This window comes from Aquipseudomonas ullengensis (genome assembly GCF_014174475.1).
GTDB classification, from domain to species: Bacteria; Pseudomonadota; Gammaproteobacteria; order Pseudomonadales; family Pseudomonadaceae; genus Aquipseudomonas; species Aquipseudomonas ullengensis.
In genome coordinates, this window is sequence record NZ_JACJUD010000001.1 from 930326 (window position 1) to 947702 (window position 17377).

At 61.8% G+C, this 17377-nt stretch carries 11 protein-coding genes; 9 read left to right on the plus strand and 2 right to left on the minus strand.

Features of this window, described 5'->3' with window-relative positions; genetic code table 11:
- The first annotated feature begins 25 nt into the window (after positions 1-25).
- From tssI to H3H51_RS04210, 7 genes are all read left to right on the plus strand, one after another.
- Positions 26-2086 carry a type VI secretion system Vgr family protein gene (gene tssI / locus H3H51_RS04180; protein WP_183087747.1) on the plus strand — a complete coding sequence of 687 codons (2061 nt, stop codon included), beginning with the start codon at positions 26-28 and terminating at the stop codon, positions 2084-2086.
- Positions 2076-2819 (plus strand): DUF4123 domain-containing protein, encoded by a 744-nt coding sequence (locus H3H51_RS04185; RefSeq protein WP_183087748.1) that lies wholly within the window; start codon positions 2076-2078, stop codon positions 2817-2819. Before tssI ends, H3H51_RS04185 begins: the two co-directional genes overlap by 11 nt.
- Positions 2816-7756, plus strand: coding sequence for an RHS repeat-associated core domain-containing protein (locus tag H3H51_RS04190; protein WP_183087749.1), 4941 nt, complete (start codon positions 2816-2818; stop codon positions 7754-7756). The genes H3H51_RS04185 and H3H51_RS04190 overlap by 4 nt, the downstream gene beginning before the upstream one ends.
- Positions 7757-8586: 830 nt before the next feature.
- The gene (locus H3H51_RS04195; protein WP_220790812.1) at positions 8587-8937 is read left to right on the plus strand and encodes a hypothetical protein; all 351 of its coding nucleotides are present in this window, start codon (positions 8587-8589) and stop codon (positions 8935-8937) included.
- 53 nt (positions 8938-8990) lie between these two features.
- Positions 8991-9407 carry a hypothetical protein gene (locus H3H51_RS04200; protein ID WP_183087750.1) on the plus strand — a complete coding sequence of 139 codons (417 nt, stop codon included), beginning with the start codon at positions 8991-8993 and terminating at the stop codon, positions 9405-9407.
- Between the two features lie 61 nt (positions 9408-9468).
- Positions 9469-9780 carry a hypothetical protein gene (locus H3H51_RS04205; protein WP_183087751.1) on the plus strand — a complete coding sequence of 104 codons (312 nt, stop codon included), beginning with the start codon at positions 9469-9471 and terminating at the stop codon, positions 9778-9780.
- Positions 9781-9831: 51 nt separating this feature from the next.
- On the plus strand, positions 9832-10041 hold the full coding sequence (locus H3H51_RS04210; protein ID WP_183087752.1) for a hypothetical protein: 210 nt from the start codon (positions 9832-9834) through the stop codon (positions 10039-10041).
- Between the two features lie 153 nt (positions 10042-10194).
- On the opposite strand, the gene H3H51_RS04215 is transcribed toward H3H51_RS04210, so the two are convergent.
- Complete coding sequence (locus tag H3H51_RS04215; protein ID WP_235981297.1) at positions 10195-13041, minus strand: putative bifunctional diguanylate cyclase/phosphodiesterase; 2847 nt, start codon at positions 13039-13041, stop codon at positions 10195-10197.
- A 219-nt stretch (positions 13042-13260) separates the two neighbouring features.
- Between H3H51_RS04215 and uvrD the strand changes: the two genes are divergently transcribed.
- Complete coding sequence (gene uvrD / locus H3H51_RS04220) at positions 13261-15471, plus strand: DNA helicase II (protein ID WP_183087754.1); 2211 nt, start codon at positions 13261-13263, stop codon at positions 15469-15471.
- A 241-nt stretch (positions 15472-15712) separates the two neighbouring features.
- Here uvrD and H3H51_RS04225 read toward each other — a convergent pair whose 3' ends face one another.
- Entirely contained in the window at positions 15713-16354 is a 642-nt protein-coding gene (locus H3H51_RS04225) for an FMN-binding negative transcriptional regulator (protein ID WP_183087755.1), read from the minus strand.
- Positions 16355-16511: 157 nt separating this feature from the next.
- Between H3H51_RS04225 and H3H51_RS04230 the strand changes: the two genes are divergently transcribed.
- Complete coding sequence (locus tag H3H51_RS04230) at positions 16512-17363, plus strand: Tim44 domain-containing protein (RefSeq protein ID WP_183087756.1); 852 nt, start codon at positions 16512-16514, stop codon at positions 17361-17363.
- Positions 17364-17377 lie beyond the last annotated feature (14 nt).

Here is a 17377-nt window from a genome sequence, read left to right on the forward strand (position 1 = left end):
TGCCATTTCGGCAAGAGGAACAAGGATGTTCGCCCCCGCCAACCAGACCCATTTCAGCCTGAGCATCGACGGCGTCGCGCACGATCTACAGGTGCTCGAATTCACCGGGCATGAAGCCCTCAGCCAGCCCTTCACGTTCAACCTGGAATTGGTCAGCGAACAGCCTGATCTCGATTTGCAAAGCCTGCTGCACCAGCGCGCTTTCCTTGCCCTGTCCGCCCAGGGCGGCGGCATCCACGGCTACATCCAGCAGGTGGGACGCGGCGAATCCGGCAAACGCCTAAACCGCTACCAACTGGTCCTGCGCCCGCAACTGGCCTACCTGGCCCATCGCAACAACCAGCGCATCTTCCAGCAGCTCAGCGTGGCCGAAATCATCGCCATGATTCTGGAAGAACACGGCATCCAGCGCGGCGCCTACCGCTTCCAGCTCGGCGCCAGCTATCCCAAACGCGACTACTGCGTGCAATACGACGAGAGCGACCTGCACTTCATCCAGCGCCTGTGCGAGGAAGAAGGCATCCACTACCACTTCCAGCACAGCCAGGACGGCCATGTGCTGGTCTTCGCCGACGACCAGACCGCCTTCCCGCGCCTGGCCCCGGTGGCCTATCAGCAGGACTCCGGCCTGGTCGCCGATGAGCCGGTGATCAAGCGCTTTGGCCTGCGCCTGGCCACTCGCACCAGCCGCGTCACCCGCCGTGACTACGATTTCGAGAAACCGCGACTGCAACTCGAGGCTGCACACAAGGGCGAGGCCAAACTCGACCTGGAAGACTATGACTACCCCGGCCGCTTCACCGAGCGCCCCCGCGGCAAGCACCTGGCGCAACGCAGCCTGGAACGCCACCGCGCCGACTACCAGCTGGCCGAAGGCCAGAGCGACCAGCCCCTGCTGCTCAGCGGCCACTTCCTCGAACTGGCCAGCCACCCGCGCAGCGACTGGAACCAGCTGTGGCTGCTCAACGAGATCCACCACGAAGGCAAACAGCCGCAGGTGCTGGAAGAGTCGGTGACCAGCTTCCTCGGCGCGCGCAAGGAAACAGAAGGCGCCGAGGACGGCTTCCACCAGGGCTACCGCAACCGCTTCAGTGCCACCCCCTGGGACATTCCCTACCGCCCGCCCCTGCAACATCCCAAGCCACGCATCCTCGGCAGCCAGAGCGCCGTGGTCACCGGCCCCAAAGGTGAGGAGATCCACTGCGATCAGTACGGCCGGGTGAAAGTGCAGTTCCACTGGGACCGCGAAGGCCAGGCCGACGACAAGACCAGCTGCTGGCTACGCGTCTCCAGTAGCTGGGCCGGCGACCGCTACGGTGCTATCGCCATTCCGCGAGTGGGCATGGAAGTGCTGGTGACCTTCCTCGAAGGTGATCCCGACCAGCCGCTGCTCACCGGCTGCCTGTACCACGCCGAACATGTGGTGCCCTACGACCTGCCGGCGCACAAGACCCGCACGGTGTTCAAGACCCTCAGCTCGCCCGGTGGTGGCGGCTACAACGAACTGCGCATCGAAGACCGCAAAGGCCAGGAACAGATCTACCTGCACGCGCAGAAGGACTGGGACGAAAACGTCGAGCACGACCAGAAGATCCGCATCGGCCACGAGCGCCACGACACGGTCGAAGCCAACAGCTACACCGAACTGAAGGCCGAGGAACACCGCACCACCCACTCCGACCGCAAGGTGGAAATCCGCGCCAACGACCACCTCAGCGTGGCCAACAACCAGCACGTGAAGATCGGCACCGGCCAGTTCGTCGAAGCCGGCAACGAGATCCACCTCAACGCCGGCCTGAAGATCGTCCTCGAAGCCGGCAGCGAACTGACCCTCAAGGCCGGCGGCAGCTTCGTCAAACTGGATGCCAGCGGCATCACCCTCAGCGGCGCGACGGTGAAGATCAACTCGGGAGGCAGTCCAGGGAGCGGTTCGGGGGCAGCTCCCATACTGCCCGGCAAAGTGCAGCAGGCTGCCACAGACAAGGCAGGCGCCCTGCTTACACCGGCACAGGTCCAGACCCTGAAGCGCAACGCGCCGTTCTGCGAAGAATGCGCGAAGTGCAAGGACGGCGCCTGTGCGATCTGAGCCCAAAAACCTGCGCGACTGGCTGAACCAGCAAGACCTCGGCGCTGACCGTCACCTGTATGTGGTGATAGGCAACGCCAGCGACGCCAATCCGTTGCAAGCCTACTACCAGCAACACTCCATCATCGCCCCTCTACCCATCTGGGGCGGCACGCCCTACGAGGGCTGGCACGACGTGATGCCGTATCTGGGTGAGCTAGGCAGCAACAGCAGCTTTCTCGACTGGGCCGAAAGCGAATCCCTGCAGGACTGGGGCTGGCTGGCAACTTCGCCCTATTCCCCAGAGGTCGTCCTCGATCATCTGCGCAGCCTGACTCAGGCCCGCATGCCTGACGGCACAGAGGTCTTCTTCCGCCACTGGGACGGTCGTCACTTGCTGCCGATCCTGCAGCATCTGGGTAGTAGTGCCACTGGCCTGCTGCCGGTGTTCGACCACTACCTGATCAACGGCACTGCCTTGGCCATCAGCCTTCCGCCGCTGCCGGCTGCACGCAAATACCCCTGGTGGGAAGTGCCCAAGGCAATGATGGATGCACTCACCGCGGCAGACCCCAGCACCGTCATCGACAACCTCATGCAGTGGCTGCAGGAAGAGCATGCCGAACTGTATTTCACCGCACCGGAACGCAACCTGCGGCAAAAGGTCGAGCGCTTCGTGCGTCGTACCGCCCTCACGGAAGACAACTACACCGGGCGCCTGATAGCCCATCTGGAAGATGAGGCTACCCAATGAGCTTTGTGATCGGTTCCCTATTCGGCAGCCTGACTGCCACGCAACCCGACATCAAGGAGATCCTCGGGGACTTCAAGACCTGCCTGACGGACTACCGCGATATCTCCGAGGCCTGGTACGGCGGCGTGCTGGATGCCGACCAGCAGTTCAAGGTCGGTGATGAGGTCGACACCCAGGACAAGGACGGCAAGGATCCGGCCATCCTCTATGCCACCTGCCCGGCCAACGGCAAGCTCACCCTTATCCACAGCTTCGAGGCCGCCCGCTTCGTGCCCATCGGCAATACCCCCGTGCAACTGGTCCCCGTCAAGAAAGGCTGGGCCTATGACGACACGCTGGGGCCGGTCATCCACACCACCATCGGCCCGACCGGTATCAAGGTCATCGATAACTGCAAGCCCGGGCAACAGTACAAGATCACCTTCTTCCCTAACCCGACGCGGGCCCAGGTCGACACGCTGTTCAACTCCTACCAGGGCGTGATCGGCCAGTTGCAAGGCTGGCTGCAAACCGAGTGGAGCACAGACTTTCTCCCGCTCTGGCAGACGCACAACAACGCCAATATGGACGCGCGCGTGCGGCAACAGATGGAAGCCGCATGGAAGGGCTTTCTCAAGGTCATCATGGGCCTGTGGGATGACATCAAGAGCCTCTACAACCTGATCGCCCACCCACGGGAAAACTACGAAAAGCTGCGCAAGTTCTTCACCGAGGAAGAGATCAAGCGCATCTACAACGCCTCCAAGGACGCGCTGCATAACGCACTGTTGATCGCCAGCGACGAACCGCTGATGTGGATTTACATTGCCGCCATCGTCGCCTGGATCAAGATGCTGCCGCCACAGACCTGCATCGAGGTGCTCGCCGAGCTGAGCGGCGAAGTGCTGCTGAATATCCTTCTCGGGGTCGTACTCACCGGCGGCATCGGCCTGGCCGTACGCGTCGGGACCAAGGCACTGAAGGCCGCGAAAGGCGGCAAAGTGCTCAAGCTGATCGAAGACTTCACCGCCATGCTGATGAACATCAGCAAGGGCCACTCGGCCCCCCATGCGACCGCCTCCAAGCCCCTGCTTGCCCATGGCAGCGGCGCTATGCAGCCAGCGCGCAAGGCCACCGTGGAGATCAAGCCCGCGACACCCGCGACCAGTGCTACACCTCCGGCCAAGCCAGGTTCCGGTGGCGTGAGCAAGCCTGCTGGGCGCAGTGCCGCCAGCGCACCGGGCAAACCTTCGACGCCTGCCACCAAACCCAGTGGCGGAACCGGACAGATTGAGCCGGACGCCTCGCTACACACCCGCAACAAGCCACAGAACGCCACCAGTCTCAAGCAGGTGGAGCATGTCGACGACGCCTCCAGCCCCGCCAAGACACCCAACGACAAACCGGCGGATCATGCCGACAAGACCTGCACCAACAACTGCCCGGTGTCCATGGTTACCGGCGAGGAGTTGCTGACCCTCACCGACGGTGAACTGGACGGCGTATTGGCCTTCCCCTGGGCGCGCCTGTACCGCACCAGTGCCGCCGAGATCGATAGCGGCCTGGGTTATGGCTGGAGCCACAGCCTGGCGCACCGCCTGGATCTGCAAGGCGACAGCCTGGTCTGGACCGACCACGAGAATCGCCGCACCACCTTCCCGGTACCCAGCGAGCAGCGCCCGGCAATTACCAATCGCCTGTCGCGGGCCGCCATCTATCTAGGCGAAGACCCCACCGAACTGATCCTCGCGCAAGCCGGCAAGGTCCCACGTTTCTACCACTTCCGCCGCGACGCCCAGGGCGGTTACCTGATCGCCATCAGCGATGCCTACGGCAATCGTCTGCAGCTCAGTCGCGATCTGGTTGGCCGTCTGCACCGCCTCAGCAACAACGGCGGCCGTGCCCTGCTGCTGCGCTACGAGGGCCGGCGTATCGCCGCCGTCGACTACCAGGTTCGCCGCCCGTCCGACACCGAAGAAGCCTCCTGGCAAACGGTGCAGACACTGGTGCGCTATCGCTACAACGAAGCCGGCCAGCTGCTCGAAGCCAGCAACGCCCTGGACGAGACGGAGCACTACCGCTACGACAACCGCAACGTCATCCTCCAGCGCCAGCTGGCGGGCGGCGCCGCGTTCTTCTGGCAATGGCAGGGCGAAGGCAAGCAGGCGCGCTGCGTGCATCACTGGGCCAACTTCAGCCAGATGGATGCCCGCTACACCTGGGACGACAAGGGCAGCGTCACTGTGCGCAACGCCGATGGCAGTGAGGAAACCTACGTCCACGACGAAAATGCCCGTCTGGTACGGCAGGTCGATCCGGACGGTGCGGAAACCCTCAAAGCCTATGACGACAAGGGCCAGTTGATCGCCGAGAAGAACCCGCTCGGCGCCATCACCGAATACCGCTACGACGAGGCCGGCCGCCTGGAAACGGTGATTCCTGCCGAAGACGAGCCCACCCACTTCAGCTACTTCGATGGCTACGTACGCACCGTGCGCCGTGGCAAGGCGCTGTGGAAGTACGAGCGCAACGACCAGGGCGACATTACCGAACAAACCGACCCGCATGGCCACACCACGCACTACCGCTACGACACTCAGGGTCGCCTGCTGGATATCCGCCATCCCGACGGCAGCCAGCACTGCCTGACATGGAACCCACAAGGTCAACTGATCGAAGAGCGCCTGCCCAATGGCGGCGAGCGCCGCTACCGCTACGACGCCATGGGCCGGCAGATCACCCGTCAGGACGAGAGCGGCGCCATCACCCACTACCAGTGGGATGCCGTCGGCCGTCTAAACCAGCTCACCCTGCCCGGTGGCGCTACCCGCGCCTACACCTACAACGCCTACAGCAAGGTCACCGGCGAGCGCGACGAACTCGGCCGCGTGACCCGCTACGAATATGCCGATGGCCTGCACCTGGTCAGCCGCCGCATCAACCCCGACGGCAGCCAACTGCGCTACCGCTACGACAACGCCCGCCTGCTGCTCACCGGCATCGAGAACGAACGCGGCGAGCACTACAGCCTGGATTACTACCCCAACGGCCTGATCCAGCGCGAAACTGCCTTCGACGGCCGCACCACCGCCTACGCCTATGACCTCAACGGCCATCTGATCGAGAAGAAGGAATACGCCGAGGACGGCAGCGAACGCATCACCGCCTACCAGCGCGACGGCGACGGTCGCTTGCTGGTTAAAACCCTGGCCGACGGCGAGCAGATCCACTACGCCTACGACAGCCTCGGCCGCCTGGTCAGCGTCGACGACGGCCAATGGCCGCTGGCCTACGGCTACGACCTGCAGGATCGCCTCATCGAGGAGCACCAGGGCTGGAGCACCCTGCGCTACGAGTACGACGCCACCGGCCAGCTCAGCCATTGCCGGCTACCGGACGGCAGTCGCCTGGACTATCGCCGCCAGGCTGGCGGCAACCTCGTCGGCATCGACCTCAACGGCCACCCGCTGACGACCCACCAGTACGGCGTCGGTGGCCGCGAGCAATTCCGCCAGCAAGGCGCGCTGCTCAGCACATACCAGTACGACGAGCAGGGCCGCCTACTCGCCCACAGTGTTCGCCAGGAGCAACGCGACCTCCTGCAGCGCCATTACCGCTACGACGCCAACGGCAACCTCGCCGGCATCGACGACTCCCGCAAGGGCAGCAAAAGCTACCACTACGACCCGCTGGATCGCCTGGTAGCGGTGCGCGGCGATATCCCGGAAAGCTTCGCCCACGACCCCGCCGGTACCCTGCTGGCGCAGACCAGCCACCACGCCGGCAACCTGGCCAACGTCAAAGGCAACCGCCTGCTGATGCAGGGCGATAGCCACTACGACTACGACGTTTACGGCAACCTCGTGCGTGAACGCCGGGGCGCCGGGCAGAAGCTGGTCACCGAGTACCGCTACGACTGTCAGCACCGCCTGATCGGCGCCAGCCTGCCCAACGGCAGCCAGGTGCAATACCGCTACGACGCCTTCGGCCGACGCATCGCCAAGGTCGTCGACGGCAAGATCAGCGAATTTCTCTGGCAAGGCGAACGCCTGATCGCCGAGAGCGGCCCGGCGCACTACCGCAGCTATATCTACGAACCTGGCACCTTCCGCCCCCTGGTCATGCTCCAGGGTGAAGGCGCAGCGGCCGAACCCTTCTACTACCAGCTCGACCACCTTGGCACCCCGCTGGAACTCACCAGCACTGCCGGTGAAATCCTCTGGTCGGCGCAATACCGTGCCTACGGCAACGTCGCCAAACTGGAAATCGCCGATCTCGACAACCCGCTGCGCTTCCAAGGCCAGTATTTCGACGCCGAAACCGGCCTGCACTACAACCGCCACCGTTACTACAATCCCAGCACGGGATCGTTCCTGACGCCGGACCCGATCAAGCTGGCGGGTGGGCTCAATAACTACCGGTACGTGCCTAATCCGACGGGGTGGGTGGATCCGCTGGGCCTAAACAACTGCCCAGAAGTAAATGGAAATAGTCGAGGGGTTACTGATGATCCTTTAGAAAATGCAGCAGCAAATGATGGTTCTCCAAACACACCCACACCTGAAGGTGAAAACGGGTATTTATACAGGGGTGACACGCGCAAACCGGAGGTTATATTTGAAGAAGGGTTTAGACCTCTAGGAGTCAGTGAAGATTTGAACGCACATGTTTATGACAACAAAACTCCCCCCAGCATATTTGTAAGCACATCTACCGACAAAGATGTGGGAATTGATTTCGGAACCGCATACCGGACAAAGAAAGGATACCTTTATATACTTCGGAGAGTAGATGGCCGGGACGTAAATAAGGAATTAGGGAAAGCCGTGCCATTCCCCGAAGAAAAAGAAATTGCTATTCCTGGCGGCGTGGGCAGCAAAGACATTCTAGGAGTTACACCGCTGAACGCCGATGGAAGCTATATTGGCTACTCAATCCCTAACCCCAAGGCAAAATAGGAAATGGAAAACGTAAGCCTAGAAGTGGTCTTCAATAATAAGATAGAAAAAGTAGAGCTAACTTATTCCGAGCAACCTGCATCAGTTAGCGTAGCCTTCGCTGACGGGTCAAAGTTTACTGGCACAGGAGCAGATATATTCTCATCTTTCTTAAATTTACGCGAAACATTGCCCGGCTATATTTTTCAATGCAAGGGATCAAAGATCAATGTTCACCCCTCCAGAATGTCAAGTCAGATGGGGGGCGGATTGATTGCATATGAACTATCACTAGGATCCCAAGCAAAACGGAGCAACCTAGTAAATATATTTACTCCGGACTCTGTGGAGAGCGAAGTCTCCGTCACAGAGCAGCGTAATTTCTTCAAGAAATGGATACAGTCACTATCTGAATAGACTATATAAATAACAAATCCAACAACAATCAGACCACGACTTTCAACTGCCCCCTCGAGTAACGCGCCCTATTCATTTACTTCACCGAAAGCCCAATTACAGGGCAGCGAATGGGGCAGAATTATTGGCGGACAACCCATATCGCATGCTACTAGAAAATAAATCTCTTCCTTCCTACTTTCACAAGGAACTTGACGGTAAAGAGAACCCGGCAGTTAGGATTGAAGCATCAGGAGCTGGCAGAAGGTACAAATCAAATAGGCGGAACCCGCAACCCCCTAAGATATGAAGGGGGTACAAGTTAAACTTTACAGACACACCACAGGCATGCTGCTCACGGCATTACCCGTGGAAAACGTTAACCCTAACGATCCCGCCTAGCGGCACACATTTTAAACCAAATGTAGGATATTTCTTAGGTGGTATTTAGATTTATGACCATAGAAAAAATATACTACGTTACCGAGGCATTTATCAGCAACTACAATCAGGGCACAGATTTATTGTTGATAAAAACAGCATCTGGGGAAATATATGGACTCTCGCCCGAGTTTGAAATGTGTACAAAAGATATAGCAATGGTCTCCGGTCTCTACAGCCCAGATCGACCTTACCCCCAAGCAAAATGGATTAACTTCAATAGCGATATTGGCACCGTACCCGCAGGATGGTACGACTTGAACAACACCAGCATCTCGAATTTCATCATTGGATACAGGCTCGAAAGCGAGCTACAGATCCACAGATTCAAGAAAAATCAACCAACTAAAAATAATAGCGAATAATTGATAACCCAACTTCATGTGAGAACACGAGAAAAACAAGAGATTTATAAACCATGGATCTATTGGGTGTTTTATCAAAATCAATAAGCCTTTCAGATTACCTGCATCAACACATACAAATTATTAGCGAGATGACGCAAGAAGAGTTTACTTACAAGAACGAATACGCAATCACCAAGACCAGCTCCAATTATTACAATGAAATATGCTTGCAAAGAAAGATAGCCGCTGACTCAGAGGTTTCAGTGCTCGGCATTGAAGAGCTTTCCATGGCAATGGCCAATATGAGTCCTGATGCACCAATTACCATGCGCTTCATAGACAGCCCTCATTGGTCCGGGCGAATTTATTTTACAACTGGCCAAGAGTTGATTGGTGTCTCTATAGGCCGAAAAATCAATCCAGACTGGAAAACCCCACCAGACTGGGATGGCTCATTAAAGATGACTGAAGATTTCAACAATAAATAGCTGCAATATTCAAACTGGCGAAGCGGGGCTAAACCACCCCTCGGGATCATCGATAATATCCATGCAGAATTACTACGTAATTGCAGAAAAAGACCTCACCCCTTCCGAACCCCATAGTTCAGCGTGGCCAAAAATTATTGGCTACAACCCCATCTATAGAGAATTTCTGTTCATGGAGGGTAAGGGGCATGGCCTTATGGGCGGAGAAGTCAGCCAGGACAGCGCGTCATTAGCTAAATGGCAGGATATTTTCGTTGAGCTAAATGCCGAGTGGTTTCTGGATTTTCTGAACCTGAATACTTTTAGTGACGAAAACGACTTCCTCAACAAACTAATTGACGTCATCGGTCAGCCCAGAACCATCGCCTATTAGCGAAACAGCAAAACCACCTGAATCACTTGCGATTTCCAAGGAACGGAATCCATGAAAAGCCCCATTCTCATCGCAACACTGGCGGCACTGGCCCTGTCGCTTCTCTGCTTCCTGCTCGGCGGTGCCGGCGTAGCCGGTGCGGTTACTGGTGGCGGGCAGGTCGGTGGCGCGGTCGGTGTGTTGTTCTTTCTCGCCAAGGTCCTGCTGGGGTTGTCCCTGGTGCTCGGCGCACTCTGGCTGATCCGCTCGCCCTCTCGCTGAAGGCGGCACTGGACCAGACCCGGCGCCTGCATCCGCCCCTGGTGCAGCTCCAGGCGCCGAGCCAGGCCAGCGGCGAGCTCTCCTGTGATCAGAGACTGTTACGCGAGTTACCCCCGCTAGATAACGCGCGCAGTCATGCCGTGCAGCGGCGCCTCAACACATCGCCGCATGCTCGCGCAGCAACTGGGCGAACTGTTCCGCCGGCACCGGCGGGCTGAGCAGGAAGCCCTGGATCTCGTCGCAGCGCTGGGCTTTGAGGAAGTCCATCTGCGCCTGGGTTTCCACGCCTTCGGCCACCACCTTGAGGTCCAGGCTGTGGGCCATGGCGATGATCGCGCGGGTGATCGCCGCATCTTCGCCGCCTACCGACAGGTCGCGGATAAAGGTCTGGTCGATCTTCACGTAGTCCACCGGGAAGCGCTTGAGGTAGCTGAGCGAGGAGTAGCCAGTGCCGAAGTCGTCGATCGCCAGCTTCACGCCCATGTCGCGCAGCTGCTGGAAGGTGGTGATGACGTTCTCGACGTTGTCCAGCAACTGGCTCTCGGTCAGCTCCAGCTCGAGCAAGTGCGACGGCAGGCCGGTTTCGTCGAGCACCTGATGCACCAGGGTCACCAGGTTGCCCTGGCGCAGCTGATGCACCGACAGGTTGACCGACACCCGCAGGTCGGCCAGGCCCTGAAGCTGCCACTCGCGGGCCTGCAGGCAGGCCTGGCGCAGGACGAATTCGCCGATTGGCGCGATCAGCCCGGTTTCTTCGGCCAGCGGGATGAACTCACCTGGCGCCACCAGGCCCAGCTCCGGATGACGCCAGCGCACCAGCGCCTCGGCGGCGTTGAGGCTGTCGTCGGCCAGGCACAGCTTGGGTTGGTAGAAGACCTCCAGCTGACCCTCGACGATGGCCTTGCGCAGCTGGTTCTCCAGTTGCAGGCGCTCCAGGGTGCAGGCCTGCAGGTTGTCGGTGTAGAACTGGAAGGTGTTGCCGCCCAGGTGTTTGGCGTGCTGCATGGCCATGCCGGCCTGGCTGATCAGCGCGGATATTTCTCGCGCGTTGTCCGGCAACAGGCTGATGCCGATAGAGGCGCTGACCACCAGTTCGTGGCCGCCGACATCCATCGGCGTGCGCAGCTTGGCCAGCAGGCGGCTGGCGGTGCGCGCCAGGCCCGAGAGGCTGCCGTAGTCGTCGAGCAGGATGGCGAACTCGTCGCCGGACAGCCGCGCGATGGTGTGCGCCTCGGAGGCGGCCTGGGTCAGGCGCCGGCTCATCTGCCGCAACAGCTGGTCGGCGACTTCATGGCCGAGGCTGTCGTTGAGCAGTTTGAAGCGGTCCAGGTCGATGTGTAGCAAGGCCAGAGGGCTGCCCTCCTGGCGCGCACGCTCGCAGGCTTCGTGCAGGCGCTCGCGGAACAGCGTGCGGTTGGCCAGGCCGGTCAGTTCGTCATAGTGCGAGAGGTAGCGCAGGCGCTCCTCGGTCTGCCGCCGCGACGACAGATCAGAGAAGAAGCCGACGATATGGCTGACCTTGCCCCGCGTATCGCGCACCACGTTGAGCTGCAACCACTGCGGGTAGAGCTCGCCGTTTTTGCGCGTGTCGATGACTTCCCCGCGCCAGCTGTCGCTGTGCTCCAGCTCAAGGCGGATCAACTGGTATTGGCGGCGCACGTCACGGCTGCTGATCAGGGTAGCGACGCTGCGCCCGAGCACTTCGTCCTTGCGGTAGCCGGTGACGGCGCTGAAGGCGTTGTTGACCGACAGCAGCAGGTAATCGGCATCGAGGATCACGATGCCTTCGCTGGCGGCCTCGAACACCGTGGCGGCCAGGCGTTGCTGCTCGTCACGCTGCTTGCGCCCGGTGATGTCGCGGCGGGTGCCGAGCATGCGCAGCACCTGGCCCTGCTCGTCGCGTTCGACCGCGCGGCCACGGTCCTCGACCCACAGCCAGCGGCCGTCGGCATGGCGCACGCGGTATTCGACGCAGTAGTCGTCCGTGCGTCCCTTGAGGTGCTCGACCAGCGCGCGGCGCAGCACGCCGAGATCATCCGGGTGCAGGCGCGGCTTGAGGTGGCTGAGCACGCCCTTCACCTCGTCCTGGCTGATACCGAAGATGCTTTCCAGGTGGCTGTGGTGCACCTCGTCGGTCTGCAGGTTCCAGTCCCACAGGCCCAGCTCGCTGGCCTGCAGGGCCAGGTCCAGGCGCGCCTCGCTCTTGCCCAGGGCGTGGCTGGTGTCATCCAGCTCCAGGGTGCGCTGGGCCACGCGGATTTCCAGCTCGCCATGGGCCTTGCGCAGATCACGCTCGGCGCGGCGGCGCTGTTCCACTTCGCGAGCGAGCTCCTGATTCAACCCTTCAGCGCTCTCGCGGGCATGTTGCAGGCCCTCGATCAGCGCCTGGTTCTGGAAGCGTTGCAGCAGGCTGCGCTGCACCAGCCGATTGACCTGCCAGGCCACCACCCACAGGCTCAGCAGCAGGATCAGGCCCAATGCACCCCAGCCCTGCTGGCGCCCGTTGTCGCTCAATAGCAGGTAAGCGATGGCCGGCAGCAGGCACGGCAGGGAGAACACCAGGAAGGCCGCGCGGCTGACTGCATAGGCCATGCTCGCGGAGAGAATCGCTGCTGCGATCAGCCCGTAGACCAGGGCCTGCTGCAGGAATTTATCCGGCGGCACCAGGAAGATCGCGGCAAAAGCCAGGGTCAGGCCAGACGCGCCGGCGCCGATCAGGAACATGCGTTGCCACTGCGGATTGGCCTGGCGCGACGGCAGCGCGGCGTTGAAGGCGGCCATCTGGATCAGCCGCAGCACGGCCAGCAGCACCACCCACACCAGCCAGCCGGCCAGCACCAGGCTTTCCTGCGGGTGCCAGAGCAGGCAGGCGCAGGCCAGGGCACTGAGCAGCATGAAGAAAGTGGGGACCTGGGAGCCCTGATACAGCAGACGGGTCCGCTCGACCGCGATCTCGGTGGCGAACTGCTGACGAATGGCAGGCGAATCGTCCTGCGGCATAGCGGCCGCAGAGCCCTTTAGCGGATTGGTCATAGGCGATTTTCTTGTAATGGTTTGCCTAAATTTCCCCGAGCATACCCGAGCTAGAGGGCTCGCCCAAGCCTTATGCTGGCTTTTTGGTCGCCCCTATCGACCAGTGGCAGCACGACTGTTCACTGACCGATCGGTTCGATCCGGTCACGGTTTGCCGCTCCTTACCCCGGCCCGTAGAATGCCGCGATGCAAAATGATCCCGCCTCTTTCGACCCAGAACTTCTCCTCGCCTCCCTCAACGATGCGCAATGCCAGGCCGTGGCCGCCCCGCTCGGCCGCCAGCTGGTGCTGGCCGGCGCCGGCTCGGGCAAGACCCGTGTGCTGGTGCACCGCATCGCCTGGCTGATCCAGATCATCAACGCCTCGCCCTACAGCATCCTGTCGGTGACCTTCACCAACAAAGCCGCTGCCGAGATGCGTCAGCGCATCGAGCAGATGCTCGGCCTGAACCCCAATGGCATGTGGGTCGGCACCTTCCACGGCCTGGCGCACCGCATCCTGCGTGCGCACTGGCAGGAAGCCGGGCTGGCCGAGAACTTCCAGATCCTCGATTCCGACGACCAGCAGCGCCTGGTCAAGCGGGTGATCCGCGAGCTGGGCCTGGACGAGCAGCGCTGGCCGGCCAAGCAGGCGCAGTGGTTCATCAACGGGCAGAAAGACGAAGGCCTGCGGCCGAAGAACATCCAGGCCGGCGGCGACCTGTTCCTCGCCACCATGCTGAAGATCTACGAGGCCTACGAAGCGGCCTGCGCACGCACCGGGGTGATCGACTTCGCCGAGCTGCTGCTGCGCGCCCTCGACCTGTGGCGGGATAACCCGGGCTTGCTGGCGCACTACCAGCAGCGCTTCAAGCACATCCTGGTCGACGAGTTCCAGGACACCAACGCCGTGCAGTACGCCTGGCTGCGCTTCCTCGCCAAGGGCGGCGAGAGCCTGATGGTGGTCGGCGATGACGACCAGTCGATCTACGGCTGGCGCGGCGCCAAGATCGAGAACATCCAGCAGTACAGCAGCGACTTCCCCGACGCGCAGATGATCCGCCTGGAGCAGAACTACCGCTCCACCGCCGGCATCCTCAAGGCCGCCAACGCCCTGATCGCCAACAACAACGGCCGTCTGGGCAAGGAACTGTGGACCGACGGCGACGACGGCGAGCCGCTGACCCTGTACGCCGCCTTCAACGAGCACGACGAAGCCCGTTACGTGGTCGAAAGCATCGAGCGCGCGCTGAAGACTGGCCTGTCGCGCAGCGAAATCGCCATCCTCTACCGCTCCAACGCCCAGTCACGGGTGCTGGAAGAAGCCCTGCTGCGCGAGAAGATCCCCTACCGCATCTACGGCGGCCAGCGCTTCTTCGAGCGCGCCGAGATCAAGAACGCGGTGGCCTACCTGCGCCTGCTCGAAGGCCGGCACAACGATGCCGCGCTGGAGCGGGTGATCAACGTGCCGACCCGCGGCGTCGGCGAGAAGACCATCGAGGCGATCCGCGAGCACGCGCGCCACAGCGAGCTGTCGATGTGGGCGGCGATGCAGCAGCTGCTCGCCAACAAGGCCCTGCCCGGTCGCGCGGCCGGCGCCCTGGCCGCCTTCGTCGAGCTGATCGAGAATCTCGCCGCCAAGGTGCTGGACATGCCGCTGCACCTGATGGCGCAGACCGTCATCGAGCAGAGCGGGCTAATCGCCTGGCATAAGGCCGAGAAAGGCGAGAAGGCCCAGGCGCGGGTGGAAAACCTCGAGGAACTGGTCAGCGCCGCGCGCAACTTCGAGAACAACGAGGAAGAGGAAATGACGCCGCTGGCGGCCTTCCTCACCCACGCCTCGCTGGAAGCCGGCGACACCCAGGCCGACGAGCACGAGGCCAGCATCCAGCTGATGACCCTGCACAGCGCCAAGGGCCTGGAATTCCCCATGGTGTTCCTGGTCGGCATGGAAGAAGGCCTGTTCCCGCACAAGATGAGCCTGGAAGAGCCCGGCCGCCTGGAAGAAGAACGCCGCCTGGCCTATGTCGGCGTGACCCGCGCCATGCAGCACCTGGTGCTGACCTACGCCGAGACCCGCCGCCTGTACGGCAGTGAGACCTACAACAAGGTGTCGCGCTTCGTCCGCGAGATTCCGCCGGCGCTGATCCAGGAAGTACGCCTGAGCAACAGCGTCAGCCGCCCTTATGGCAGCGGCAGTAGCAGTGGCGGCAGCACCAGCAGCATGAGCATGTTCGCCAACGCCGAAGTCCCGGATACCGGCTTCCGTCTCGGCCAGCATGTGCGCCACGCGCTGTTCGGCGACGGGGTGATCCTCAACTTCGAAGGCAGCGGCGCCCAGGCACGGGTGCAGGTCAACTTCGAGGCCGAAGGCAGCAAGTGGCTGATGCTCGGCTACGCCAAGCTGGAAGCGCTCTGATCCGTAGGGCGGAGAAACCTGCAGGTTGCACCCGCCCTACGGCTGTATCCCCACACCTGTAGGAGCCAGGGGCGCGCCTAGTGCTTGCTGGCGATCAGAGCGCACTGGGGTTGCCCGTCATTCCCGCGCAGGCGGGAATCCAGGAGGGCCCCACTGGGTTCCCGCCTACGCGGGAACGACTCGGTGTTTAGGTGCAGCGCGGATCAGCGGATCGCCAGCAAGCTGGCTCCTACAAGAGCGGTCACGCGTCGGGTGGTAGGGCCGCCATGGCCTGCGCCAGCTGCCGCTCGGTCGGCCGCTCGGACTGCTGCAAGCCTTGCTGCACACCCTGGAAGTTGGCCGCATCCTTGTTCTGGCTGAGCTTGAACGAGCCTTCTATGCGGCTGATCGGCAGGGCGAAACCGACGATGGCGCGCAGCATGCTGTCGATGTAGTCGGTCGGGGCATCGCTCACCGCCCAGGGTCGCTCACGGCGCTGCTCGTGGCGGTCGCTGAGGGCGCTGACCAGCGCCAGCAGGCGCTCACGATCCTCGAAGACCTCCGCCCGCCCATGGGCATGCACCGCCTGGTAGTTCCAGGTGGGCACCACTTTGCCGTGCGCGGCCTTGGCCGGGTAGAAACTCGGGCTGATATAGGCATCGGCGCCCTGGAACACCAGCAACACCTCGGCCCCGGCCGCCAGACTGCGCCACTGCGGGTTGGCGCGGGCGAAGTGGCCGTACAACGTGCCGAACTCGCCCTCGTCCGGTTTCAGCAGCAACGGCAGATGGCTGGCCTGTAGGCCCTGTTCGCCCTGGCTGACGAGCAGCGCCAGTGGCGTCTGTTCGATCAACCCGTGCAATGCGTCCAGGTCGGTGACGGCGAAAGCCTTGGGGATATACATGGCGCACCTCGGTGGCAGTGACCTGGCAGATGTACCCCAAGGCCGCGGCGACGAACAGATACAGCTGTGCATAAATCCGGAAACACTCTGCGGCTGGTCTTTGCCGGCGCGACTGGGCAGCATGACACGCGTACCTCTCCCAAGCGGAAATCACTCCATGCAACGTTTTCTCAGCATCGCCCTGGTCCTGTGTCTGGGCCTGACCGTTAGCCTCGACGCCAGCGCCGCCAAGCGCATGGGCGGGGGCAAATCCTTCGGCTCCACGCCGACCCACCAGACCCGCCAGGCCGAAGCGCCCAAGGCCAACCAACCGGCCGCTGCCGGTGCTGCCGCCGCCGCTCGTCCGGCTGCCAGCGGTGCGTCGCGCTGGCTCGGTCCGCTGGCCGGCCTCGCCGCCGGTGGCCTGCTCGCCTCGATGTTCATGGGTGACGGCTTCCAGGGCATGCAGATCTTCGATTTCCTGATCATCGGCCTGATCGCCTTCGTGATCTTCCGCTTCATCGCCGCCCGCAAGGCTGCACAGTCGGGTCAGCCGGCCGCCGCCGGGCATGCGCCCTACCAGCGTGAAATGCCGCAGGCGCCGCAGAACATCTTCGGCGGCTCCAGCGCCACTGCCGCACCGCGTGTGATCAACGCGCCGAGCTGGTTCAACGAGCAGCGCTTCATCGAAGCCGGCCGCGAACACTTTCTGGCCCTGCAGCAACACTGGGATGCGGCCGAGATGGACAAGATCGCCGAGTTCGTCACCCCGCAGATGCTCAGCTTCCTCAAGGCCGAACGTGCTGACCTGGGCGAAGGCTTCCAGTCCACCTACATCGACGACCTCGAAGCGCAGCTGGACGGTATCGACGAGCTGGCCGACAAGACCGTCGCCACCCTGACCTTCCGTGGCGTGGCCAAGACCTCGCGCTTCGACCAGGGTGAAGCCTTCAGCGAAAGCTGGCGCATGGAGCGCAGCAACGGCGACAACCAGCCGTGGCTGGTGGCCGGTATCCGGCAGAACGGCTAAACGCCACCGCTGTC

Excerpts from the sequence above, each read along its gene's own strand:
- H3H51_RS04230 (WP_183087756.1), top strand. The coding sequence starts at position 16,512 with ATGCAACGTTTTCTCAGCATCGCCCTGGTCCTGTGTCTGGGCCTGACC.
- H3H51_RS04190 (WP_183087749.1), top strand. The coding sequence starts at position 2,816 with ATGAGCTTTGTGATCGGTTCCCTATTCGGCAGCCTGACTGCCACGCAA.
- H3H51_RS04205 (WP_183087751.1), top strand. The coding sequence starts at position 9,469 with ATGCAGAATTACTACGTAATTGCAGAAAAAGACCTCACCCCTTCCGAA.
- H3H51_RS04215 (WP_235981297.1), bottom strand. The coding sequence starts at position 13,041 with ATGCCGCAGGACGATTCGCCTGCCATTCGTCAGCAGTTCGCCACCGAG.
- H3H51_RS04225 (WP_183087755.1), bottom strand. The coding sequence starts at position 16,354 with ATGTATATCCCCAAGGCTTTCGCCGTCACCGACCTGGACGCATTGCAC.
- H3H51_RS04210 (WP_183087752.1), top strand. The coding sequence starts at position 9,832 with ATGAAAAGCCCCATTCTCATCGCAACACTGGCGGCACTGGCCCTGTCG.
- tssI (WP_183087747.1), top strand. The coding sequence starts at position 26 with ATGTTCGCCCCCGCCAACCAGACCCATTTCAGCCTGAGCATCGACGGC.
- uvrD (WP_183087754.1), top strand. The coding sequence starts at position 13,261 with ATGCAAAATGATCCCGCCTCTTTCGACCCAGAACTTCTCCTCGCCTCC.
- H3H51_RS04195 (WP_220790812.1), top strand. The coding sequence starts at position 8,587 with ATGACCATAGAAAAAATATACTACGTTACCGAGGCATTTATCAGCAAC.
- H3H51_RS04200 (WP_183087750.1), top strand. The coding sequence starts at position 8,991 with ATGGATCTATTGGGTGTTTTATCAAAATCAATAAGCCTTTCAGATTAC.